The 24,295-nt window shown below is 74.2% G+C and carries 20 protein-coding genes and 1 pseudogene; 11 read left to right on the plus strand and 10 right to left on the minus strand.

Annotated features, from left to right (window positions below; all coding sequences use genetic code 11):
* Positions 1–29: 29 nt before the first annotated feature.
* The 10 genes from AE652_RS07130 to AE652_RS07175 are packed head-to-tail and all read right to left on the minus strand — an operon-like array spanning position 30 to position 7,999.
* Positions 30–1,208 (minus strand): Glu/Leu/Phe/Val dehydrogenase dimerization domain-containing protein, encoded by a 1,179-nt coding sequence (locus AE652_RS07130; protein WP_049650320.1) that lies wholly within the window; start codon positions 1,206–1,208, stop codon positions 30–32.
* Positions 1,205–1,423 (minus strand): MbtH family NRPS accessory protein, encoded by a 219-nt coding sequence (locus AE652_RS07135; protein ID WP_049650321.1) that lies wholly within the window; start codon positions 1,421–1,423, stop codon positions 1,205–1,207. Before AE652_RS07135 ends, AE652_RS07130 begins: the two co-directional genes overlap by 4 nt.
* Positions 1,424–1,427: 4 nt before the next feature.
* Positions 1,428–2,174, minus strand: a complete 747-nt coding sequence (locus AE652_RS07140) for an indole-3-glycerol-phosphate synthase (protein WP_049650322.1) — start codon at positions 2,172–2,174, stop codon at positions 1,428–1,430.
* Positions 2,171–2,863: an N-(5'-phosphoribosyl)anthranilate isomerase gene (locus AE652_RS07145; RefSeq protein ID WP_049650323.1), complete on the minus strand. Its 693-nt coding sequence runs from the start codon at positions 2,861–2,863 to the stop codon at positions 2,171–2,173. The genes AE652_RS07140 and AE652_RS07145 overlap by 4 nt, the downstream gene beginning before the upstream one ends.
* A 6-nt stretch (positions 2,864–2,869) precedes the next feature.
* Positions 2,870–4,009, minus strand: coding sequence for an acyl-CoA dehydrogenase family protein (locus AE652_RS07150; RefSeq protein ID WP_049650324.1), 1,140 nt, complete (start codon positions 4,007–4,009; stop codon positions 2,870–2,872).
* 13 nt (positions 4,010–4,022) lie between these two features.
* Positions 4,023–4,397: an ectoine synthase gene (locus AE652_RS07155; RefSeq protein WP_049650325.1), complete on the minus strand. Its 375-nt coding sequence runs from the start codon at positions 4,395–4,397 to the stop codon at positions 4,023–4,025.
* Positions 4,394–5,212: a tryptophan synthase subunit alpha gene (gene trpA, locus AE652_RS07160; RefSeq protein ID WP_049650326.1), complete on the minus strand. Its 819-nt coding sequence runs from the start codon at positions 5,210–5,212 to the stop codon at positions 4,394–4,396. The genes AE652_RS07155 and trpA overlap by 4 nt, the downstream gene beginning before the upstream one ends.
* A complete protein-coding gene (locus tag AE652_RS07165) occupies positions 5,209–6,231 on the minus strand; it encodes an anthranilate phosphoribosyltransferase (protein WP_049650327.1) in 1,023 nt (340 codons plus the stop codon). Before AE652_RS07165 ends, trpA begins: the two co-directional genes overlap by 4 nt.
* A 2-nt stretch (positions 6,232–6,233) precedes the next feature.
* Positions 6,234–6,497, minus strand: coding sequence for an acyl carrier protein (locus tag AE652_RS07170; RefSeq protein WP_049650328.1), 264 nt, complete (start codon positions 6,495–6,497; stop codon positions 6,234–6,236).
* Positions 6,494–7,999 (minus strand): AMP-binding protein, encoded by a 1,506-nt coding sequence (locus tag AE652_RS07175; RefSeq protein WP_049650329.1) that lies wholly within the window; start codon positions 7,997–7,999, stop codon positions 6,494–6,496. The genes AE652_RS07170 and AE652_RS07175 overlap by 4 nt, the downstream gene beginning before the upstream one ends.
* Positions 8,000–8,435: 436 nt before the next feature.
* On the opposite strand from AE652_RS07175, the gene AE652_RS07180 reads away from it, so the two are divergent.
* The 11 genes and pseudogenes from AE652_RS07180 to AE652_RS07230 form a co-directional block, all read left to right on the plus strand.
* On the plus strand, positions 8,436–10,139 hold the full coding sequence (locus AE652_RS07180; protein ID WP_049650330.1) for a condensation domain-containing protein: 1,704 nt from the start codon (positions 8,436–8,438) through the stop codon (positions 10,137–10,139).
* Positions 10,136–14,242, plus strand: a complete 4,107-nt coding sequence (locus AE652_RS07185; RefSeq protein ID WP_082345401.1) for an amino acid adenylation domain-containing protein — start codon at positions 10,136–10,138, stop codon at positions 14,240–14,242. The genes AE652_RS07180 and AE652_RS07185 overlap by 4 nt, the downstream gene beginning before the upstream one ends.
* Positions 14,239–17,397: a non-ribosomal peptide synthetase gene (locus AE652_RS07190; RefSeq protein ID WP_049650331.1), complete on the plus strand. Its 3,159-nt coding sequence runs from the start codon at positions 14,239–14,241 to the stop codon at positions 17,395–17,397. Before AE652_RS07185 ends, AE652_RS07190 begins: the two co-directional genes overlap by 4 nt.
* A 34-nt stretch (positions 17,398–17,431) precedes the next feature.
* A complete protein-coding gene (locus AE652_RS07195) occupies positions 17,432–17,857 on the plus strand; it encodes a nuclear transport factor 2 family protein (protein WP_049650332.1) in 426 nt (141 codons plus the stop codon).
* Between the two features lie 103 nt (positions 17,858–17,960).
* Complete coding sequence (locus AE652_RS07200; protein ID WP_063780087.1) at positions 17,961–19,877, plus strand: non-ribosomal peptide synthetase; 1,917 nt, start codon at positions 17,961–17,963, stop codon at positions 19,875–19,877.
* Positions 19,874–21,109, plus strand: coding sequence for a cytochrome P450 (locus tag AE652_RS07205; RefSeq protein ID WP_049650333.1), 1,236 nt, complete (start codon positions 19,874–19,876; stop codon positions 21,107–21,109). The genes AE652_RS07200 and AE652_RS07205 overlap by 4 nt, the downstream gene beginning before the upstream one ends.
* Positions 21,110–21,167: 58 nt before the next feature.
* Positions 21,168–21,926, plus strand: a complete 759-nt coding sequence (locus tag AE652_RS07210) for a thioesterase II family protein (protein WP_049650334.1) — start codon at positions 21,168–21,170, stop codon at positions 21,924–21,926.
* Positions 21,927–22,096: 170 nt separating this feature from the next.
* Positions 22,097–22,906 carry a 2OG-Fe(II) oxygenase gene (locus AE652_RS07215; RefSeq protein ID WP_234348262.1) on the plus strand — a complete coding sequence of 270 codons (810 nt, stop codon included), beginning with the start codon at positions 22,097–22,099 and terminating at the stop codon, positions 22,904–22,906.
* Positions 22,907–23,033: 127 nt separating this feature from the next.
* A complete protein-coding gene (locus tag AE652_RS07220; RefSeq protein ID WP_049650338.1) occupies positions 23,034–23,696 on the plus strand; it encodes a 2OG-Fe(II) oxygenase in 663 nt (220 codons plus the stop codon).
* 12 nt (positions 23,697–23,708) lie between these two features.
* The gene (locus AE652_RS07225; RefSeq protein WP_107086384.1) at positions 23,709–24,059 is read left to right on the plus strand and encodes a metal-binding protein; all 351 of its coding nucleotides are present in this window, start codon (positions 23,709–23,711) and stop codon (positions 24,057–24,059) included.
* A pseudogene (locus AE652_RS07230) lies at positions 24,056–24,295 on the plus strand (hypothetical protein); the annotation flags it as partial. The gene AE652_RS07225 and the pseudogene AE652_RS07230, both read left to right, overlap by 4 nt.

Genomic DNA, 24,295 nt, shown 5'->3' on the forward strand with positions numbered 1-24,295 from the left:
GCGGCGCGGGGGCGCGTCCGTCGGCCCGGTCACCGTTCGGACGGGGCCTCCGATCCGGCGGCGCCGGGCGGGGTCGCGCGCGAGCCGAGGAGCTGGGCGACCGGGTCGGCGCTGCCCGAGGCGCTCAGCTCCTGCACCAGCTCGCAGTTCCTGGCGACCCGGCCGGCGACCCAGTCGCGCAGCCACCCGGACAGCTTGGGGAGCGGCAGGTCGGACGGGGCCAGCCCGGTGAGCACGCACCCGGTCGCCGCGGCCCCGCCGACGTTGACGACCACGTCCGGCAGGACGGTGTGGCCGGCCTCGCGCAGCAGTCGGCGGGCCGGTTCGGTGCAGCTCAGGTTTCCGCCCTCGACCACCAGGCGGGCCCGGACCGCTGGCACCGCCTCCTCGTCGACCGCGGCGGGGGAGGCCGCCAGCACCAGCACGTCGGCGTCGACGTGCAGCCAGGCCTGCCCGGGCCCGTGGACCGTGACCCGGGCGGGCAGCCGGCTCCGGTCGATCGTGCCGTCGCCGCTGGTGAGCGCGGTGAGTTCGGCGACGGGCAGTCCGCGCTGGTCCTCGACGGTGCCCAGGACGTCGGCCACCGCCACCACCAGGTGGCCGTGGGCGGCCAGGTGGTCGGCCACCGCGCGCCCGACGGTGCCGAAGCCCTGGATCGCGACGCGCTGCGGGGTCCGCGCACCGGAGGCGCGCAGGGCGCCGAGCACCGCGACGGCCACGCCGAACCCGGTGATGTCGGCCATGTGGTCCCACAGTTCGGCCCAGCCGACGGTGAGGCGGGTGGTGCCGGGGCGGCGGGTGACGTCGTACCCGGCGGCCTCGAAGGCCTGCCGCCGGTCGGCGTAGGTGGTGCCCTGGTCGCAGCCCAGGTACACCCCGCCGTGCAGCAGCGGGGCCGCGGCGCGGCCGAACTCCCGCATCACCGCCCGCCGTTCGACGACGGCGCCGGGATCGGGGGCGATGCCGGCCTTGGCGCCGCCGATGGGCAGGCCGACCAGCGCCAGCTTGTGGGTCATCGCCCGGGCGAGCCCGGCCAGCTCCTGCTCGGTCACCGTCGGGGTCATCCTGGTTCCGCCCATGGCCAGGCCGTCGACCATGGAGTCGACGACGACCCAGCCCCGGGCCCGGCACTCCGGGAGGTTCAGGGTGGTGGAGAGCACGGGCCCGGTCGCGGGGCGCGCACCGTGCGGCGCGAGCGTCCGGCTCACTGCGCACCACCCTCCTCCGGGACGGACCGCAGGCGCAGGCTGCGGGGGCGCATGTCGGTCCAGACGCGTTCGATGTGCGCGAGGCAGTCGTCCTTCGCGCCCCGGACGCCGTCCTCGTGCCAGCCCGCCGGGGTCTCGCGGTCGGCGGACCAGATCGAGTACTGCTCCTCGTCGTTGACGACGACCTTCCACTGCTCGGGTGCTTCGCTGGTCATGCCGTTACCTCCGGATGTCGATGGTTGGGGGTGGAGCCGGTTCGTGGCGAGGGTCGACGCGGGTGCCGCGGTGGGCGTCGAGGCCGTCCAGCCAGCCAGGCAGGCTGGGGGCGCGCAGGAGGCCCGTCCCGATGAGCACACCGGCGAAGCCCTCCTGGAGCAGGCGGGCCGCGTCCTCGGGGGAGCGGACGGCCCCGGCGCTCACCGGGCACCGGGTGCCGCTGCCCAGCACCGCGGGCAGGAGCGCCGAGCTCCGCCCGAGGTCGCCGGCGCCGCGTTCGCGGTCGCCGATGTCCTTGTTGTTCACCGCGATCACGCACTCCTCGGCGCGTGGCACACGGCTGATCTCCTCCTCGGTGACGACCTCGACGAACGGCGTCAGGCCCAGGCCCAGGCCGAGTTCGACCAGGTGGCCCAGGGTGGCGCGCGGCAGCAGCGCGGCGGTGAGCAGGACCGCGGCCGCGCCGCTCTCGCGGGCCTGGTGCAGCTGGCTCCGGCGGGTGATGAAGTCCTTCTGCAGTACGGGCAGGTCCGTCGCCGCCACGACCTCGCGCAGCAGTTCCGGGGTGCCGCCGAACCACCGCCCGGTCACCACGGACAGGCAGGGGGCGCCGACCTCCTGGTAGTCGGCGACCAGCCGGGCGGCCGACCTGTCGCCGAACAAGTCCTGCCCGGCGGCGTCCTGGCGCTTGAGCTCCATGATCACCGGTCGGCGGGCGTCCAGCAGCGCCTCGATGAACGCGGCCGTCATCGGGGCCTCCCGGCCGTCCCGGCGCCGTCCGGCACCCGCCAGCCGCGCCGTACGGCCGTGACCCGCTCGGTGCTCAGCCGTCCGTCGGGGTCCCTGGCCGCGGTGTCCACGTCGATGCCCAGGAACAGGGGGTGGTCCAGCACCGCCCGGTAGGCCTCCCGGTTGTCGGCCGAGAGGCCGCCGGCCAGCAGGAAGGGACGCGAGAGGCGGTCCGCGATCCCGAGGACGGCCGCGCAGTCGGCCGGTTGCCCGGTGCTGCCGATCCGGCCGTCCCCGGCCACCGCGTCCAGCAGGAAGAGGTCCGTTCCCGCCCGCTCGTACGCCGCGATCAGGGACCGCTCCGCGCGGGTGTCCGCACCGAGGTGCAGCACCTTGACCACGATGAGGTCCGTGCTGCCCTTCAGGGCGCGGACCAGTCCCGGCGGCTGGTAGCCGTGCAGTTGGACCCACGGCACCCGGGCCGCGGCCGTCGCCGCGCGCAGCGCCTCGGCGTCGTTGAGGAAGGTCACGAGGACCGGGCGCAGTCGCGCGGTTCGATGGACAGCGTCGGCCGCCACAGTGAGTTGATCGAGCGTCAGGTCGGCGTGACCTCGCGGGACGCCGTGCCACAGGCCGACGAGGTCGGCTCCGGCCCGGTCGAGCGAGGCCACGTCCTCGGCCGAGGCGGCTCCGCAGATCTTGAGCAGCATCGGGCGTCACAGCCCCAACATGGCGGCGACGCGGTTGCGTTGGATCTCCGACGTGCCCGAGTAGATCGGGCCGGCGACCGCGTCGCGCAGGTCCTTCTCCAGCCCGTACTCGGCCAGGTAGCCGCTGCCGCCGAAGATCTGCACGGCGGCCAGGGCGGAGGAGAGGTTGCTCTCGCTGGCGAGGAGCTTGCTGACGGCGATGTCCCTCGTGACGTTCTCGCCCTGCGTCAGCCGGACGGCCGTGTCGTAGAGCCACTTCCGCGCGGTGTCCAGGCCGATGCTCATCTCCACGAGCTTGTGGGAGATCGACTGGTACGAGCCGATCGGACTGCCGAACTGGACGCGTTCCTTGGCGTACTCGACGCAGCGGTCGAGCCGGTGGCGCATCTGCCCGGTGCTGATGACGAAGGAGCAGAGGATCTCCCACTTCATCACGTGGTCCAGGACCAGGAACCCGGAGCCGACCCGGCCGATCACGGCGGACGCGGGGATCCGGCAGTCGTCGAAGTGCAGTTCGCTCAGCGGTGCGGTCCGCAGCCCCATGGTGGCGACGGGCGGCCCGATGACGAGCCCCGGGGTGTCCCGCTCCACGACGAAGGCGGTGATGCTGAGCGGGCCGCTGCTCGGATGGGTGCGCGCGTACACCACGAACACGTCGGCCACCGGGCCGTTGGTGATGAAGGACTTGCCGCCCCGCAGGACGAAGTCGTCGCCCTCGCGGGTGGCCGTGGTCCTCATCGCCAGCGCGTCGGAGCCGCTCTCGGTCTCGCTGATCGCGTGCGCGCCGATCGTCTCTCCCGAGCAGATCCCCGGCAGGTGGCGCGCCTTGAGCTCCGGCGAGCCGAACCGTTGCAGCGGGACCCCGACGCCGACCAGGTGGGTGGCGACCGAGAAGTTCAGTCCGCCGTCACGGCACCCGGTGCCGAGCCGTTCGAGCACGTGCATGGTGGTGAGCAGGTCCTGGCCCAGCCCGCCCCACTGCTCGTCGAACGGCAGGCCGAGGATCCCGGACCTCTGGATCAGCTTCCACTTGTCCCACGGGAAGGCGCCTTCGGCGTCCCCTTCGAGATGGCCGGAGCTGAGCTCCTCGCACCACTGGGCGATCCCCTCGCCCAGGGCGAGCTGGTCGGCGTTCCACCTGATCATCTGTCCGTCCCTGTCAGTACTCGGAGAAGTCGGCCGAGTCCAGGTTGTGGCGCTCGTCGCCGCGCAACGCGGGCGAGAACACGCACACCAGGCGGAGGTCCTCCTCCGGGCTCGCGATCAGGAAGTGGGCGTCGTTGCGGTCGAGCGCGTACAGCGTGCCCGGCTCCAGCGGGTGGGAGGTGCCGTCGGTGTCCACGACCTCGCCCTTCCCCTCGATGCAGTAGCAGGCCTCCAGGTGGCGGCGGTACTCCAGCCGCGACTTGGTGCCGGCCCGGACGGTGGTGTCCGTCATCGTGTAGCCCAGGCCGTCGGACTCGAGCAGGAACCTGCGGCTGAGCCCGTTGCCCCAGTCCACGGTCTTCACGTCGGCAAGGTGTCGGACGATCATCGGTGTGCCTCCTGGCGGCTTGGTGAGTACGGCGAAACGGTCTGGATGAAGGTGTGGAACTCCTCGACCACGTCGGCCCCTTCGGCGAGGGCGTGCTCGATCCGGGCGACCCCGGCGCTGCCCACGACCGCGGCGTCGGCGCCGAGGCCGTGCAGCAGGTCGATGTCCGCCCGGGAGCGGACGCCGAACCCGACGGCGATCGGTGCGGTGGTCCTCGGCCGCAGCGCGGCCAGCGCGGCGGCCAGCTCCCGGTGGTCGGCGGTGAGCCCGCCGCCGCTGCGGCCGTAGTGGGCCACCAGGTACAGGTACGCGGTGGCGCAGTCGGCTGCCGCGGCCCGCACCTCGGGCGCCGACGCGGCGTAGCAGGTGGCGACCAGGGGCAGCCCGGCCGCCCGCACCGCGTCGAGGCAGTCGGCCCGCAGCCGCGGCGGCAGTCCGTGGACCAGCAGCCCGTGGACGCCCGCGTCGGCGACCCGCCGGACGAAGCCGGGCACGGTCGGGGCCCTGACCGTGTGGCTCCAGTCGGCCAGCAGGGCCACCCGCAGGTGGCGCAGCCCGGGCAGGACCCCGGCGAGGAAGTCGAGCACCTCGTCGAGTCCGACGCCGTCGGCCAGGGCCCGCTGCGCCGAGCGGCGGATGACGGGCCCGTCGGTGACCGAGTTCGGAAAGGGCACCGCCAGCTCCAGGCAGTCCACCCGGCAGTCGTCGAGCATCCGCATCACGTCGGCCAGGACGGGCAGCGGGGGGTCCCCGGCGTTGAGGAACACGGCCAGGCCGGGCCGGTCCGGTGGCCGGCGGGCGAAGAACCCGCTCACCGCGCACGCGCCGGTCGGGTGCGGAGGCGGTCGACGAGGTCGCGGGCGGCGCCGCCGCGCAGGGCGTCCTCGGCCGCCCGGATCGCCTCCGGCCACCCGTCGATCAGCCCGCTCGCGACGGCCAGGGCGGCGGCGTTCAGGCAGACGGTCCGGGTGGCGAGCGCCGTCCCCGTTCCGGAGAGCACGCCGAGGAAGTGCTCGACCACGTCCTCGCCTCCTGTGGCGGGCCGCAGTTCGGCGATCGCGTCGGTCGCGCTCGCGGGAGCCTCGGCCGGCAGGTGGATCGGGTCGGTGCCGTCATTGGGGAGGAGGAGGTTGTCGACGGAGCCGACGAGCTCGTCGATGCCCAGCTCGTTGGAGCAGAGCCAGATCCTCCGGTCGGTGACGGTGGCGGCGACCTGGCCCAGCGCCGGCAGCAGTGAACGGTCCGAGACGCCGACGAGCTGGGCGGAGACCGGCACCGCGGCCAGGAAGGGCCCGACGGAGTTGATGAACCCGCCGATCATCCGCAGGTCCATCGGCACGATGCTCCGGGCCAGCAGCGCCACCTCCCGCGGGTAGACGAAGTTCCCCGGGAAGGCGATGCCGAAGCGTTCCAGCCGCTCCTCGGTCCGCTCGTACGAGGTGGTCCGTCCGATACCGAGGCGGTCGAGCAGGTCGTGGGAGCCGCAGGTGCTCGTGTAGGCGCGGGAGCCCGTCTTGACGACGCGGACGCCCAGGGCCGCGGCGAGGAACGCCGCCGCGGTGGAGATGTTGAACGTGGCCGGCCCGCCTCCGGTGCCGACGATGTTGGCCGTGCCGTCCAGCCGCGCGGTGACGGCCGGCCGCCGCTCGTCCAGCGAGCGGAGCATGGCGACCAGCGTGTCCCGGTCGGGCATCCGGGTGGACAGCGAGGACAGCAGCGCCACCGTCTCGCCGGGCCGCAGGGCGCCGTCCCGCAGCTGATCCCAGAAGGACCCCCACAGCTCCTGGTCGACGGCGCGGTCCCGGCGGATCAGCGCTCGCAGCACCTCGTGCATGACTAGTGGGCGTCCGTCCGCTGCGGCTGGGCCTGGTCGATGAACCTGCTGATCGAGCCGACGGAGCGGAAGCTGTCCGGGTCGAGGTCGAACTCCTCGACGCGCACGTCGAAGCGGTCCTCCAGCCAGGCGATCGTCTTGAGCAGGCCGAGGCTGTCGATGACCCCGCCGTCCACGAGGTCGTAGTCGGCGTCCAGCTCGTTCGGGCCGACGTCGGGCAGGAACTCCTCGATGATGAACTGGGTGACTACCGCGGCGTGGTTCACGTGGCCGTTCCTTCGGTGGGCTGGGAGGGGGAGCAGGCGCGCTCGACGGGCGCGCGGTCGATCTTTCCGGTGGACGTCCTGGGCAGCGGGTCGTCCACGATCCGCAGGGTCGAGGGGACGGCGGTGAGCGGGAGGCGCTGGGCGCAGTGCCGGCGCAGCGCCAGCGAGTTCAGCCGGCTGTCCGGGGCGCGGCGGACCAGGCCGCGCAGCAGGCGGCCGGCCACCGGGTCGGGTACGGCCACCACGGCCGCCTCGACGACCTCGGGGTGGTCGAGCAGCACCTGTTCGACCTCGTGGGTGTTGACCCGGGTGCCGCGGACCTTGACCTGGTGGTCGTTGCGGCCTTCCAGGGTGACGCGGCCGTCCTCGTCGCGCCGGACGAGGTCGCCGCTGCGGAAGTAGCGCCGGGTCTCCCCGTCGTGGTGGTGGGTCGCGAACCTGCCGGCGTCCTGGGCCCGGTCCAGGTAGCCGTCGGTCTGGAAGGGCGTCGCGACGTGGAGTTCGCCGGTGCCCGGCCCGGTCACGATCCCGCCGTCGGCGCCGACGATCACCGCGTGGACCCCGGGCAGCGGGCGCCCGATCGGCACCGGGCCGTCCGGCGGCTCGGTGCCGTCGACCTCGTGCAGGAAGCTGTCGTTGGTCTCGGTGCAGCCGTAGACGTTGTGGAGCCGCGCGCCGGGGAACAGGCGCGGCAGTTCGGCCAGGCAGCGGGCGGGCAGGCTGTCGCCGGTGAAGACGACGTGCTCGACGGTGTCGAGCCGGCGGCCGCTCTGCGCGGTCGCGTCGACCAGCAGTTGGTAGAACATCGGTACCGCCTGGACGAGTTGGACCTCGTGGTGGGAGAGCAGGTCCAGCAGGTGGCCCGGCTGGGTGGCCCGGGCCGGATCGACCAGGACGACGCGGCCGCCGTGCTTGAGCGTGGCCCAGATGTCCAGCAGGCACAGGTCGAAGGTGAGCGGCGCGTAGTTGAGGACCGTCGTTCCCCGACGGATGCCGAACCGCTCGCCGGCCCAGCTGGTGAAGCGGTCCACCGCGCCCGTGCTCAGCGGCACGATCTTCGGCCGCCCGGTGGAACCGGAGGTGGTGAACATGAAGGAGACGTCGGCGGGTTCCGTGGCGCGCGGCGGCTTCGGTTCCGCCGGCCGCTCCCGGGCGTCCGGACCGGGGCCCTCCGGCGAGAGGACGTGCCGGATGCCGGCCCGCTCGGCCGGCGCGTGGGCGGTCCCGCCCTCCGGTACGGGCGCCGGCAGCAGCAGGAAGCGCCGCCCTTCCAGCAGGCAGGCGAGCACCAGGGCGATCGTCGAGGGCGACTTGGCGGCCGGGATGCCGATCGGCTCGTCGCCGTCCGGGGCGAGCCGGGCGATCCGCAGGCGCTCCCGCTCCGCCGCCCGGTGGAGTTCGCGGTAGGTCGTCTCCTCCCCGTGCCACACCAGGGCCGGATCACCGGGGTGGTCGGTGGCGTGCGAGACGAATGAACCCACCAGGCTTGGCTGCTGCATCATGACTTCTCCGAGTTCATGCAACGGGGTGGGCTCTATGGACAACGGATGAGTTCATGCAACGGGTTCACCGATCTTTTTCGGAACAATGAAGGGTCGACACGAAAGGGGCCCGTCCGGCCGCCTTCCCGGCGAAAGAAGAATTATCACGTGGCGCTCGTCCACGGAAGTGGTGTGCTCGATCTCCACCATGACGGCACGTCAGGGATGGTGTGGCGGTCGGGCGCGCGGATGCTAGCCGTCGAGCGTGTTCAATCTACATAAGGATTAGCGGGGTCTGGCGTAAAGATTGTCCTGATGCCTTCGACCCCCTTCTCTGTCTTGCGGAGTGAGACGGGAGCTGCCTAGTATCCGCCGTACTGTTCGCGAGGAAGCGAATCGGCGAGGGGATTTCCGGGGTGCTTTAGCGCGCCCGATCGCCGTGAAAGGTGGATCCGTCATGCCTGGCTCCGATCGGAGCGCGCACGCTCCGACCCAGTTGTCCTTCGCCCAGCAACGGCTGTGGTTCCTCGACCGGCTGCGGCCGGGCCTGCCGGACCACAACGTCCCGACCGCGGTCCGCCTGCGCGGCCGGCTGGACCAGGAGGCGCTCGTCCGGGCGCTGACCGACGTCGTGCGGCGCCACGAGGTGTTGCGCGGCAGGATCGCCGACTCCGAGGACGGCCCGTGCCACGTCACGGAGCCGGTCGGGACCTTCGTGCCGACGATCACCGACCTGGCGCACACCCCGGCGGAGCAGGCCTGGCAGCGGGCCCGGGAGCTGGTGGCCGCCGACCTGGCGGCCCCCTTCGACCTCGGCGCCGCCCCGATGCTGCGGGCCCGACTGATCCGCGTCGCCCCCGACGACCACCTGCTGGTCCTGGTGATCCATCACATCGCCTGCGACGGCTGGTCGCTGCCGGTGCTGTGGCAGGAGTTCTCCGCCGGGTACGGCGCCGCCGTCGACGGCCGGCCGATCGCCCTGCCGGACCTGCCCGTCCAGTACGCCGACTTCGCGCACTGGCAGCGGAACCACCTGGCCGGACCCGCGCTGCAAGGTCAACTCGACTACTGGCGCGAGCACTTGGCCGACCTTCTCCCGTCGGTGCTCCCGACGGACCGGGAGCGCCCCGCGGCGTGGTCCGGCCGGGGCGACCAGGTCGAGATCGAGATCCCGGCGGAACTCGCCGACCGGATCCGCGCGCTGGGGCGCACCCACGAGGTGACGCCGTTCATGACGCTGCTGGCCGCCTTCCAGGTCCTGCTCGCGCGCTGCACGGGACAGGCCGACGTGACGGTGGGGACGCCGATCTCCGGGCGGACCCGGATCGAGGTGGAGCCGCTGGTCGGCTTCTTCGTCAACACCCTCGTCCTGCGCACCGACCTGTCCGGCGACCCCGGCTTCACCGACGTGCTCGCCCGGGTGCGGCGGTGCGCGGTGGAGGCCTACGCCCACCAGGACGTCCCCTTCGAGCGGCTGGTGCAGGAGCTGCGGCCCGAACGCGACCTCGGCCAGCACCCGCTGGTCACCGTCATGTTCCAGCTGGAGGATCCGCCCGCGCTCCCGTCCGGCCTTCCGGGGCTGGAGGTGAGCAGTCATCAGATACCGAACGACGTCGCCAAGTTCGACATCGAGGTCTCCCTGACGGACCTCGGCGACCGCCTCACCGGCGTCATCCGCTACGCCGCCGACCTCTTCGAGCGCGACACGGTGCGCCGGCTCGCCGAGGGCTTCACGGCGTTGCTCGACCACCTCGTCGGCGCTCCCGAACGGCCGATCTCGGCCTGGCAGACCCCGCCCGGCCTCCGCGTCGGCGCCTCTGCCCCCACCGTGCACCCCGCGGCCCCGCGGCCCGATGCCTCCCAGGCCGGCGCCGCCGAGACCGAGACCGAACTCCTCGTGCTGGAGACCTGGGCCGAGGTGCTCGGAGTCACCCCGGACGGCGTGCACAGCGACTTCTTCGAACTGGGCGGCCACTCGCTGCTCGCCTCGAAGGTCATGTCCCGACTCGGCCGGGCGCTCGACCTCGAACTGCCGGTCGTCCTGCTCTTCTACCACCCGACCGTCGCCGAACTCGCCGACGGCATCGACGCGGCGCTGCTGGCGGACCTCGGCGAAGCCGAGGCGGAACCGCTCCCCGCCGGAAAGGCCCGTCACCCGTGAAGGCACAGCACAGTCGCCCCGAAAAGCCCGGCCAGCCGACCGCTTCCACGCGGGCCGGCCTACGCGCCCTGCTCGACCAGCGCGTCCGCGCGGCCCGGACCAGGGCCGCCGAGGGCGAGCCGGAGGCCGCGGTCCCGCCCCGCCCGGAGGGTGCGCGGGTGCCGTCGTTCACCCAGGAACGCATGTGGCTGATCGAGCGGCTGTCCGACGGCCCCGCGCTGTACAACGTCCACGAGGTCTTCCGGCTGCGCGGCCCGCTGGACGTGGCCGCCCTCGGCCACAGCCTCACCGATCTGGTGCGGCGCCATGAAGTCCTGCGCACCGCCTTCCCCGAGGAGGACGGCCGCCCCGTCCCCTCGGTGGAGCCGGCCCGGCCGGTCGACCTGCCCGTCACGGACCTGCGGACCGAGCCCGCGGAACGCCGGACGGACCTCGCCCTCGACCTCGTCCACTCCGAGATCCTGCGCCCCTTCGACCTGGCCGCCGCCCCGCTGCTGCGCGCGTCGCTGCTGCGGGTCGACGAGGACGAGCACCTCCTGGTGGTGGTCGTCCACCACATCGCGGTCGACGGCTGGTCGATGCCGCTGCTGTGGGACGACCTGTCGGCGATGTACCGGAGCCGGCTGGAAGGCCGCGAGCACGAGTTGCCGCCCTTGCGGATCCAGTACGCGGACTTCGCCCACTGGCAGCGGGCCCGGCTCTCCGGTGACCGCCTGCAGAGCCAACTGGACTACTGGAGCGCGCAGTTGTCCGGGCTGTCGCCGCTGGACCTGCCCACCGACCGTCCGCGCGGACCGGTCCGTACGGGCCGGGGCGAGCGGATCACCTTCACGGTGCCCGAGGAACTGGCCGAGCGCCTGCGGCTGCTGGGCCGGCGGCACGGCGCGACGATGTTCATGACCCTGCTGGCCGGGTTCCAGGCCCTGCTCGCCCGCTACAGCGGGCAGTCCGACGTGGCGGTCGGCACGCCGGTCGCGGGCCGCACCCGGCCGGAACTCGACCCGCTGGTGGGCTCGTTCATCAACACCGTGGTCCTGCGCACCGACCTCGCGGACGACCCGGGCTTCGCCGAGCTGCTCGACCGGGTCCGCCGGACCGCCCTGGACGCCTACGCGCACCAGGACGTGCCGTTCGAGCGGCTGGTGCAGGAGCTGCGGCCGGCCCGCGGCCTCGACCGCAACCCGCTGTTCCAGGTGATGGTCGCCGGCCTGTCCGACCCGACCGCCTCCCTCCGGCTGGCCGGGACGGAGGTCGAACAGCTGGAGGTCGACAACGGCACGGCCAAGGTCGACCTCAGCCTGGTGATCGCCGACCGGCCGAGCGGCCCGGACGGTACGGCCGGCACGAGCGGGACGACCGGCACGACCGGCACCGTGGCCTTCGACACCGCCCTGTTCGACCGCGCGAGCGTGGAGCGCCTGGTCGGCCACTACCTCCGGCTGCTGGACGCCGCGGCCGACGACCCCGACCGTCCCGTCTCCCGCCTGGACCTGCTCACCGAGGCCGAGCGCGAAGCGCTGCTGGTGGCCGCCAACGCCACCGACGAACCCTTCCCCGCCGAGCTCTGCGTGCACGAGCTGGTCGAGGAGCGGGCCCGGCTGACCCCCGACGCGGTGGCGGTCCGCTGCGGAAGCGAGCGACTGACCTACCGGGAACTCGACGGCCGGGCCAACCGGTTGGCCCGGCACCTGCGAGCCCGGGGAGCCCGGCCGGAACGCCTGGTCGGCGTCTGCCTGCCGCGCTCGGCGGAGCTGGTCGTGGCCCTGCTGGCCGTCCTCAAGTCGGGCGCCGCCTACCTGCCGCTGGACCCGGACCTCCCGGCCCAGCGCATGTCGTTCATGCTCGCCGACGCCGACGTGCCGCTGCTGCTCACCCGGCGCTCCCTGGCCGACCGGCTGCCGGAGCACGGCGCCGAGACGGTGTGGCTGGACGCCGAGGCCCCGCTCGTCGCGGCCCTGTCCGAGGACCGGCTGCCGCCGCTCGCGACGCCCGCCGACCTGGCGTACTCGATCTACACCTCCGGTTCGACCGGCCGCCCCAAGGCCGTGCTGGTCCCGCACGAGGGCGTGGTCAACTACCTGGTGGTCCGCGGCCGCCAGCTGGACCTCGACGGGTCCGACGTCGTCGCCTCGGTGGCCTCGATCTCCTTCGACGTCATCGTCCCCCAGGTGCTCATGCCGCTGGCCTGGGGCGCGAGCGTGGTGATCGCCCCGTCGGAGGTCGCGGTCGACGGCCCGCGCCTGACGGAGATGATGCGCGAGTTCGGCGTCACCACGCTCATGGCCACCCCGGCCACCTGGCTCCTGCTGCTGGACGGCGGCTGGCAGGGCGGCCGGTTCCAGGCGATCTGCGTGGGCGAACCGCTCCAGCCCGCCCTGGCCCGGCGGCTCCTCGACCGGGTCTCCACGCTCTGGAACGGCTACGGTCCCACCGAGGCGTCCGTCGGCTGCGTCACCCGGCGGGTGGACGCCGACCGGGACCTGGCCCGGCCGGGCGGGTCCGTGCCGATCGGCCGGCCGCTCGGCAACCTCCGGATCTACCTGCTGGACCCGGCCGGCGCCCCGGTGCCCGTCGGCGTCCCGGGGGAGATCCACATCGGCGGGGTCGGCGTCACCCGCGGGTACGCCAACCGGCCGGGGCTGACCGCCGAGCGCTTCGTGCCCGACCCGTTCGGCGCGGCCGGCGGCCGGCTGTACCGGACCGGCGACCTGGCGCGGTACCTGCCGGACGGCAGCCTGGTCTTCCTCGGCCGCACCGACGAGCAGGTGAAGATCCGCGGGTACCGCATCGAGCTGGGCGAGATCGAGGCCGCGCTGTGCGCGCAGCCCGGCGTCGCCAGGGCCGCGGTGACAGTGCGCGGCGGCGGGACGGACGCCGAACTGGCCGGCTACCTGGTGTGGCAGGACCGGCCCGCTGACCTGGCGGCCGTGCGGCGCTCCCTGCGCGAGACCCTGCCCGAGTTCATGGTGCCCACGACGCTGACCGCGCTCGACCGGATCCCCCTGACCACCAACGGCAAGGTGGACCGCGCGGCCCTGCCCGAGCCCGCCCGCCACGACCACGAGGCCGGTGCGCTCCCGCCACGGGACCTGCCGGAACTCCTGATGACCAGGATCTGGGAGCGCGTGCTGGGCACCCCGCGGGTCGGCGTCCGGGACGACTTCTTCGCGCTGGGCGGGCACTCCCTGAGGGCGGTCGAGCTGGTGGAGGCCGTCCGGCGGGAGTGGGGGGTCACCGTGCCGCTGAACACGGTGTTCCGCCACCCCACCGTCGAGGGGCTGTGCGCGGAACTGCCCAACGCGGCGCGGGCCCTGCGCCGACTGGTGGTTCCGCTGGCCGAGGGGGACCGCCGCCGGGCGCCGCTGATCCTGGTGCACCCGCAGAGCGGCGACGTGTGCTCCTTCCTCCACCTGGCCGGACAGCTCACCGAGCACCTCGCCGAATCCCCGGTGGACGCCGCCCGGCCCGTCTACGGCCTGGAGGCCGTCGGCTACAACACCGACGAGCCGCCCCTGGCCACCGTCGAGGAGCAGGCGCGGCGCTACCTGCGGGAGCTGCGGTCCGTCCTGCCCGACGGCCCGTACCTGCTGGCCGGCTGGTCCTTCGGCGGGCTGGTCGCCTTCGAGCTGGCCCGCCTGCTGGAGGAGCAGGGGAATCCGCCGGGGTTCCTCGGGATCATCGACGTCGGAGCGCCCGCGTCCACCGGTGGAGCCGCCGACAGGGAAGGCGGGGACCTCCACGAACTCGACGAGGAGGCCGCCCTCGCCCTGCTGCTCCACGACGCGGACGGCCGCGAGCACCTTCCCGAGGGGGTGCGCACCGAACAACTGCGGCGCATGGCACGGGTGTTCACCGCCAACGGCGCCGCCGCCCGGCGCTACCGGTCGACGGCACGGCTGCGGACACCGATCCACCTGTTCACCAGCGCCGAGACCCACCCCGAACTCGGCGGCCCGGTCGTGCTCCCCGCCCGGTGGCGGGACCGTACCCGGGGGGCGTTGAGCGTGGTCGAGGTCCCCGGCAACCACCACGACATGCTGTCGCCGCCGCACGTCGCCCGCTTCGCCGACGCGCTGTCGGCCGTCCTGGAGGAGCTCGGATGAGCGACGAGAAGGAGCTGCCGCTGTCGTCGGCGCAGTCCGGCATCTGGTTCGCCCACCACCTGCGCCCCGGCAGCCCCGCCTACAACACCGGCGAGTACGTGGACATCCCCGGGCCGATCGACCCGGAGCTGTTCGAGACGGCCGTACGGCGCGTGGTGGACGAGACCGAGTCCCTGCGCGTCCGCCTCACCGACGGCGCCGACGGCCCCCGGCAGGTCGTCACCGCGTCGCCCGACTGGACGATGCACCACGTCGACCTCACCTCGACGCCGGACCCGCTGGGGGAGGCCGAGCGCTGGATGCGCGCCGACCTGTCCACCCCGCTCGGGCTCACCCGGGACCCGCTGTTCCGCCAGGCCCTGTTCGCCGTCGCGCCGGACCGCTTCCTCTGGTACCAGCGCGTCCACCACATCGTGGTCGACGGCTTCAGCATGTCGCTCATCGCGCGCCGCGTCGCCAAGACCTACACCGGACTGGTCGGGGGCCGGGCCGGGGCGGGGCCGGCCTTCGGGCCGCTGAGCGCCCTGCTGGCGCACGACGCCGCCTACCACGCCTCCGAACAGCCCGAGCGGGACCGGGAGTTCTGGGCGGCCCGGCTGGCCGGACGACCGGACCCGGTCAGCCTCGCCAGCCGCTCGGCGCCCGCCTCGGACGGCTTCCTGCGCCGCACCGGCAGCCTCGACGCGCCCACCCTGGCCGCGCTGCGGCGGGCCGCGCGACCCGCCGGGGCGAGCTGGCCCACCGCCTTCACCGCCGCGGTCGCCGCGTACCTCTACCGCCTCAGCGGCGAACGGGACGTCGTGCTCAGCATGCCGGTGACCGGGCGCACCGGCTCCGCCGCACCGGCCGTCCCCGGCATGGTGGCGAACGTGGTGCCGCTGCGGCTGCGCGTCCACCCCGAGCAGAGCCTGTCCGCGCTCGCGCGACAGGTGGCCGAGGAGGTCGCCGCCCAGCGCGGGCACCAGCGCCACCGCAGCGAGGACCTGCGCAGGGAACTGGACCCGGCCCGGTCGGAGCGGGTCCTGTTCGGGCCCGTCGTCAACATCATGTCCTTCTACTACCACCTGGACTTCGCGGGCGTCCGGGCCACCGTGCACAACCTGTCCAACGGGCCGGTCGAGGACATCTCCTTCTCCGTCTACGACCGCTCCGACGGCACCGAGCCCCGGCTCGACCTCGACGCCAACCCCGCGCTCTACACCGAGGCCGAACTCACCGCCCACCAGCAGCGGTTCCTCCGCTTCCTGGACGCGGTGGCCGCCGACCCGGACCGGCCGATCGGCCGGCCCGACCTCCTCACCCCCGAGGAACGGCACCGGACCGTCGTGGCCGCCAACCGCACCACGCGGCCGCTGCCGCACCCGACGGTGCCCGCGGCCTTCGCGGCCGAGGTCGCGCGCAGGCCCGAGGCGCCCGCCGTGGTGTGCGGCGAAACCACCCTGTCCTACGCGGAGTTGAACGCCCGGGCCAACCGGCTGGCCCACCGGCTCATCGCCCTCGGCGTCCGCTGCGACAGCACCGTGGCCGTGCTCATGGAACGCTCCGTCGACGTGGTGGTGGCGGTCCTGGCGGCCACCAAGGCCGGCGGCGCCTACGTACCCCTGGACACCCGGGCCCCGGCGGCCCGCCTGCGCCGCGTCCTGGACGACACCGGGGCGGCGGTGCTGCTCACCCACCGGGCCACCCGGGACCACGCGCCGTCCCTCGGCACCCCCGGTGTCGTCGTCGACGCCGACCCCGGCCTCGCCGACCAGCCGGCCACCGACCCCGTCGTGCCGCTGCGCCCGGACCACCTGGCCTGCGTCCTGTACACCTCGGGCTCCACGGGCACGCCGAAGGGCGTGGCCCTGAGCCACCGCAACGTCATCAGCCTGACCGCGCAAGGCTGTTGGCGCGAGGAGGACGGCCCGCGCGTGCTCGCGCACTCCCCGCACGCCTTCGACGCCTCGACCTACGAGTGGTGGGTGCCGCTGCTCAACGGCGGCCGGGTGGTCGTGGCCCCGCCCGGGGAGCTGGCGCTCGCGGACCTCCACCGGCAGATCGTCGACCACCGGGTCGGCGCGCTCTGGCTGACGGCCGGGCTGTTCCGGGTGTTCGCCGAGGAGTCCCCGGGCACGCTGGCCGGGGTCGGCCAGGTGTGGACCGGCGGCGACATCGTGCCGGCCGACGCGGTGCGGCGCGTCCTGGACCGCTGCCCGGACTCCGTGGTGGTCGCCGGGTACGGCCCGACCGAGGCCACCACGTTCACCACCCGCCGGGTGCTCCGCCCCGGCCAGGCCGTGCCCGACGTCGTCCCCCTCGGTCGGCCGGTGGACAACCGGCGGGTGTACGTCCTGGACGAGGCGCTGTCCCCGGTGCCGCCGGGGGTGGCCGGCGTGCTGTACGTCGCCGGCGCGGGCGTGGCGCGCGGGTACCTGAACGACCCCCGCCGGACGGCCGCCCAGTTCGTGCCGTGCCCGTTCGGCGAACCGGGCGAGCGGATGTACCGCACGGGCGACGTGGTCCGCTGGAACGCCGAGGGGGAGCTGGAGTTCCTCGGCCGCGCGGACGAACAGGTCAAGCTCCACGGCTTCCGCATCGAACTCGGCGAGATCGAGGCGGTCCTGGCCGGGCACCCCGCCGTCGCCCAGGCGACCGTGGCCGCCGGCCCGGGCGCCTCCTCCGGCCGGCGTCTGATCGGCTACGTCGTCCCGGCCGGGGCCCCGGGGCCCGACCCGGCGCTCGACCCGGCCTCGGTGCGGGAGCACGCCGCCGCGGCGCTGCCGGACTACATGGTGCCCTCGGCGATCGTCGTGCTCGACGCCTTCCCCCTGACGCCCAGGGGGAAGATCGACCGGGCCGCGCTGCCCGTCCCCGACCCCGAGCCGGCACCGTCCGGGCCCGGGCCGCGGACCCCGGCGGAGCGGACGATGTGCGCGCTGTTCGCCGAGGTGCTCGGCCGCCCCGAGGTCGGCGTCGACGACGGCTTCTTCGCGCTCGGCGGCAACTCCCTGCTCGCGACCCGGCTGGTCAACCGGGTGCGGGTGCGGTTCGGCCGGGACCTCACCCTCGGCGCCCTGTTCCAGACGCCCACCCCGGCGCGCCTGGTCGAAGCCCTGGAGGAGGCCCCGGACGCCGCGGCCGTACCCGTCCTCTCACCCCGTACCCGACCCTGAGCCCCTGAGGGCGATCACAGGAAGCACCTTCGGCATGGTCCACACCCTCTCCCAGCCCGACGACACCCCGGCACCGCCCGCGACACCGGAAGCACCGACCGCCGTAGCGCCGGGGGAGTCCCAGGTCCGCCGGTACTACGAGCTGGTCGACGCCGGCGACGTTCCCGCGCTGGTCGCCCTGTTCACCCCCGACGCCCGCTACCACCGCCCCGGGTACCCGCCCATGGTCGGGCACGCCGAACTGGAACGCTTCTACCGCGACCAGCGGGTGATCCGCGCCGGCACCCACACCCTGGCCACCGTGGTCACCACCGGCGACGAGGTGGCGGTGCACGGCCTGTTCCGCGGCGTGCTGCACGACGGCGGCGAGGTCGAGCTGCGGTTCGCGGACTTCTTCCGGATGACGCCGCAGGGCCGCATCGCCGCGCGCGACACCTTCTTCCACGTGCCGGCGGTCTGAGGCACAGCCACAACCACAGCCACAGCGGCACCGGCGGCGACCACATACGCGTCGCGCGTTCACCCCCGACGGGGACACTTCAGCACAGGAAAGCGGGAAGCAGTTGACCCAGACGGTCCTCACCTCCGACATCCCGGCGTTCGTCGGCAGCGGACGGCCACCGTTCGACGCCCGGGCGATCCACGAGCTGGTCGCCGAACAGGCCGTGCGGGCCCCGCACGCGCCCGCCGTCACCTGCGACGGACGGACCCTGACCTACCGGCAGCTCGACGACCGCGCCAACCGGCTCGCCGGGCGGCTGCGGGAGGCCGGACTGGCGCCGGAGGGCGTCGTCGGCGTGCTGGTGCCGCGGTCGCCGGAGCTGATCGTGGCGCTGCTCGCCGTCCTCATCGCGGGCGGGGCGTACCTCGGACTCGAACCGGACGACCCGGCCGCCCGGCACACGCTGCTGCTCGAAGACGCCGGCGCGGCCATGGTGATCACCGAGGAGGCCGCGGGGCCCGAGCTGCGGGAGCGGCTGCCCGGCACCGTCGTCACGGTGACGGAGGGCGACCCGGCGCAGGAGCCGGCCACCGCCCCGGCGGCCCCGGCCCGCCCCGGCGACCCGGACCGGCTCGCCTACGTCAGCTACACCTCCGGCTCCACCGGCGAGCCCAAGGGCGTCGGCGTGCCCCACCGGGCGGTCGACCGGCTCGTCCGGGGCGCGGACTGGGTGGACGTCCGCGCCGAGGACGTGTTCTTCCACCTCGCGCCGGTCGCGTTCGACGCCTCCACCTTCGAGATCTGGACCCCGCTCGTCAACGGCTGCCGGCTGGTCCTCTTCCCCCCGGTCGCCATCACCCTGGAGCACGTGGCGCGCGTCGTCCGCGCCGAGCGCGTGACGGTCCTGCTGCTGACCACCGGGCTCCTCCACCAGATGGTGAGCTCCCACCCGGAGGCGTTCGCCGACGTCCGGCACGTCCTCACCGGGGGCGACGTGGCCTCGCCCGGCCACGTCCAGCACCTCCTGGCCCGCCACCCGGAGCTGCTCTTCACCAACGGCTACGGGCCGACCGAGAACACCACGTACACGACCTGCTGGACCAGCAGCACCCTCCCCGAGCTGCGGAGCGTGCCGATCGGCCGCCCGATCAGCGGCACCAGGGTCGCCGTGCTCGACGAGGACCTCAGGCCGGTGCCCGTCGGCGAGTGCGGGGAGCTGTACGTCGCCGGGGCGGGCCTGGCCCGCGGCTACCTGGGCCGCCCGGCCGCGACCGCCGAACGGTTCCTGCCCGACCCGTTCGGCACCGAGCCCGGCGCCCGGATGTACCGGACCGGCGACCTCGTGCGCTGGCTGCCGGACGGCACGCTGGAGTTCGTCGGACGCGCGGACGACCAGGTCAAGGTCCAGGGCTACCGCGCCGAACCGCGCGCCGTCGAGGTCGAGTTGGAACGGCTCCCCGGGGTGCGGCACGCGGTCGTGCTGCCGCAGCCCGACCCGGCGGGCGGCACCCGGCTGCTGGCCTACGTCGTGCCCGCGGAACCCGGCCCGGAGGGCAACGCCGACCTCGGGCGGCGGCTGCGCCACGACCTGCGGGAGAGCCTGCCGGACTACCTGATCCCCTGGGCGATCCTGGTCCGTCCCGAGCTGCCGGTGAACCGCAACGGCAAGATCGACCGCCGGGCCCTGCCCACCGCCACCCGGGTCCCGCGCAACGTGCCCAACGAGTTCGTCCCGCCCGTCACCGAGGTGCAGACCCGACTGGCCGACCTGTGGGGCGACGTCCTCGGCATCGAACCGGTCGGCGTCGACGACGACTTCTTCGACCTCGGCGGGCACTCCCTGCTGGCCACGGACCTCCTGGTCGCCACCCAGCGCGAGTTCGACGTGGACCTCCCCGCGCAGACCCTCTACATGTCGCCGACCGTCGCCGAGCTGGCGACGGCCCTCATCGAGCGGCTGGGGACGGCGGGCCCGGACGGCCGGGCCGATGCGCCAGGCGGCCCGGCCGACGCGGCGGGGGAGGAGCGGCCCCGATGACGACGGTCCCCCCGACCGCGCGCTGCCCGGTCCTCGCCCCGCGGCCGGTCGACCTGATCGACCCCGACCTCTACCACGCGGGCGGGGCGCACGAGGCGTGGCGACGGCTGCGCCGCGAGGCACCGGTGAGCTGGCAACCGGTCGGCGACATCGGCTACTGGTCGATCGTCGGCCACGCCGAGGCCAACCGGGTCCTGCGCGACCACGCCACGTTCACCTCCGAACAGGGCACCCTGCTCAACCTCCTCGGCAAGGGCGACCCCGCCGGCGGCCGCCAGATGGCCGCGACCGACCCGCCCCGGCACGCCCACCTGCGCGGCCCGCTCCAGCAGGCCCTGTCGATCAAGACGGTGGAGAACGACCGGGAGGCCATCCGCCGGGTCGTCGTCGATCTGCTCCGGCCGCTGGCCGACGGCGGCCCGTACGACTTCGCCGCCGCCATGGCCACCCTGCCGATGGCGGTCATCGGCACCATGATGGCGCTGCCGCAACAGGACTGGCCGCGGCTGGTCCGGCTCGCCCACGCCTGCATCGCCGCGGACGACCCCGAGTTCCAGCTCGCCGACGGGCCCCAGGCCACCCTGGTGACCGCCCACCGCGAACTGTTCGCCTACTTCCAGGACCTCGTCACCGAGCGCCGGCGCGCACCGGGCGACGACCTGGTCAGCGTGCTGCTCACGATGGAACTGGACGGACGCCGGCTGTCGCCGGGCGAGATCGTGTCCAACTGCTACAGCCTGCTGCTCGGTGCGACCGTCACCACCGCCCAGCCGCCGATCGCGGCGATGGCCGAACTGGCCGGCACCCCGGTCCTGGACGACTGGGCGGCCCACCCGGAGCTGCTCGGCAGCGGCGTGGAGGAGGCCCTGCGCTGGGCCTCGCCCACCCAGCACTTCATGCGCCACACCACCCGCGACGTCGAGGTCCGGGGCGTGCCGATCCCCGCGGGGGACGCGGTCGTCGTCTGGCTGGCCTCGGCCAACCGCGACGAGACCGTGTTCGCCGACCCGTACACCTTCGACATCCGACGGCGGCCCAACAAGCACATCGCCTTCGGCGTCGGCGCGCACTACTGCATCGGCCACACCGTCGCACGGGTCGCGCTGCGGATCCTGTTCGCCGAACTGCTCGGCCGGTTCACCGACTTCGAGCTCGCCGGGGCGCCGCGGCGGATGCGCTCGAACGTCATCGCGGGCTTCACCCACCTGCCGGTCACCGCGCGGACCCGGTAGGGCCCGACACTCTCACCGCAGCCGAACCCGACAAGAAACCCCACACGGAAGGTCATCAGTGGACGCTCCTCCGGCCCGTACCCGCAACAAGTGGTTCCTGCGCGAGCCGTCGCCGGTGGCGCCGGCGCGGCTGTTCTGCCTGCCCTACTCCGGCTGCGGTGCCAGCATGTACCGCCAGTGGCCGTCCTCGGTCGACGGCGTCGAGGTCTGCCCCGTGCAACTGCCCGGCCGGGAGAACCGGATGCGCGAGCCCGCCCACACCACCTACCAGGCGCTGGCCGACGACCTCTGCGAGGCGCTGCGCCCCTACCTGGACCGGCCCTACGCCCTGTTCGGCCACTGCGGCTCCGCGCTGGCGGCCTACGAGACCGCCGTACGGCTGGTCCAGCGGGGCTGCCCCGCCCCGACCCGGCTGTTCGTCTCCTCCGAGGTCGCGCCGCAGGACGGCCCCTACGGCCGCTTCCTCGGCATGAACGACGACGAGCTGGCCGACGAACTGCGCGGGCTCGTCGCGGAGTTGGGCGGCACGCTGGAACCGAGCCTGCTCGCGCTCTACCTCGGCGTGCTGCGCAACGACGTCGACATGAACAAGCGCTACCACGTGGCCGAGCCGGTCCGGCTGCCGTGCCCGGTCACCGCCATCGGCTGGACCGAGGACACGGGCATCGAGCCGTCTCTGATGACCGGCTGGCCGGCCTGCGGCGACACCACCTTCGAACTCCTGGAAGGAGGCCACTACCGCTTCATCGAGGCGCCGGCGGACCTGCTGGCGCTGCTGGTCGCGGACCTGGCGCCCACCAGCTCCCGCACGTCCTGACGGCGGACCCGTCCGACCTCGGACGCGGCGCCCGACGCGACGTCCGAATGCCGCCAGCACACGGACCCTTCCACGGGTGACGATCGGGACAGCCCGACCGTACGCCGGCCACGGCCCGCCTTCCCGCGGCCCGTGCGCCTGCTCGTCCCCGCCCGTCGAAGGACCTCCCCGTGAACGACGCCCTCTTCGCCGTTGCCGAAGCTGCCACCGCCGAACCCGACACCGTCGCGCAGGCCACCGCGGCACCCGCGCCGGGCCCGGCCTCCCCGGGCCCGGCCGCCCTGCCCGCGCTCGCCCCGGTCGACTGGCAGGACGTGCGGGAGCAGCTGGACCGGGACGGGGTGGCACTCACCGGGCCCCTGCTGTCGCCCGCCCAGTGCCGGGAGCTCGCCGACACCTTCGACGACGACGGCCTGTTCCGCTCCACCGTGGTGATGCAGCGCTACGGCTTCGGCCGCGGCACCTACCGGTACTACGCCGACCCGGCCGCCGTACCGGTCCTGGACGCGCTGCGGGAGCGGCTGTACCCGCCGCTGGCGCGGATCGCCAACCAGTGGGCGGCGCGGCTGGGCGAGCGGACCTTCCCCCTCACCCTCGCCGAGCTGCACGCCGAGTGCGCCGCCGCGGGCCAGCACCGTCCCACCCCGCTGGTCCTGCGCTACGGTCCGGGCGACCACGCCTGCCTGCACCAGGACGTCTACGGCGACCTCGTCTTCCCGCTGCAGGCCACGATCATGCTGGAACGGCCCGGCGAGGACTTCACCGGAGGGGAGAACGTCTTCGTCGAACAGCGGCCCCGCTCGCAGTCCCGCGCGATCGTGGTGCGGCCGCGCCTCGGCCAGGCCCTGGTCTTCCCCGTCCAGCACCGCCCCGTCCAGGGCAGCCGCGGCTACCGGCGCCACCCGATGCGCCACGGCACCAACGCCGTCGAGTCCGGGCGCCGCACCACGCTCGGCGTGATCTTCCACAACGCCCGCTGACCGCGCGCCCGCCCGCTCACCACCAGGACACCCCGTGAACACCCTCGCCCCCGAGACCGTCCCCGACACCGCCGCCGGCAGCGTCCAGGCCGCCGTCCGCGCCCTCGACACCGCCGACTGGACCGCCCTGACCGCCGAACTCGACACCCACGGCTGCGCCCCGACGCCCCGCCTGTTCGACCCCGCCCAGTGCCGGGAGCTCGCCGCGCTCTACGACCGGCCCGAACTGTTCCGCACCACCGTCGACATGGCCCGCCACCGCTTCGGCTCCGGCCAGTACCGCTACTTCACCCACGACCTGCCCGAACCCGTCGCCGTCCTGCGCGAGGCCCTCTACCCCCACCTGCTCACCGTCGCCCGCACCTGGGCAGACAAGCTCCGCCGCCCCGCCCCCTGGCCCGACACCCTCGCCGAGTGGACCGCCATGTGCCACGCCGCCGGCCAGGACAAGAGCTCCCAGATCCTGCTGCGCTACGGCCCCGGCGACTGGAACGCCCTGCACCGCGACGTCTTCGGCGACCTCGTCTTCCCCCTCCAGGTGGTCATCGGCCTCGACGCCCACGGCACCGACTACACCGGCGGCGAGTTCCTCCTCGTCGAACAGCGCCCCCGCGCCCAGTCCCGCGGCACCGCGACCGTCGTCCCCCAGGGCCACGGCCTGGTCTTCACCACCCGTGACCGCCCCGTCCCCTCGGCCCGCGGCCACCGCGCCGGCCCCGTCCGCCACGGCGTCAGCATCGTGCGCACCGGCCGCCGCCACACCCTCGGCCTCGTCTTCCACGACGCCTGAGGCCCCGCCGCCATGGCCGCCACCGGCACACCCGAGCCCACCGCCGGCACCGCCGACACCGCTGCGCCCACCGTCGGCGCCGCCCCGGTCCCGTCCCGCCGCTACACCCTGACCGGACCCGACAACCGCCCCTACTCCAGCACCACGCCCGGCACCCTCGGCGGCCACCGCCGGGGCCGCCTCTACGGCCGCCTCGACTGCCCCTCCGCCCTGCGCACCATCGCCGCCGGCGGCTACGTGCGCCACCGCGTCTTCTTCGCCGACGAGGCCACCGCGATCGCCGCCGCCTACCGGCCCTGCTCGGTGTGCCTGCCCGAGAAGTACCGGCAGTGGAAGACCCGCCGGAAGGACCGCACCCCGTGAACCCCCGCCCCGCACCCGACCGCTCCCCGCTCCTCCCCGAACCCGGGCCGACCGCCTACGGCGACCTCCCCGCACCCGCCCCCCACACCGCCCCCGAACTCGCGGCCCTGCTGCGCCTGCTCGCCGACCACCGCCGCCCACCCCTGCACGGCGTCGCGATCGGCCACAGCCGCGACGACGCCTCCCGCGCGGCCGCCGCCGCGTTCGCCGACGCCTGGCAGGCAGCCGGCCACGCC

This window comes from Kitasatospora sp. MY 5-36, from assembly GCF_001182915.1.
Taxonomy (GTDB): Bacteria; Actinomycetota; Actinomycetes; order Streptomycetales; family Streptomycetaceae; genus Kitasatospora.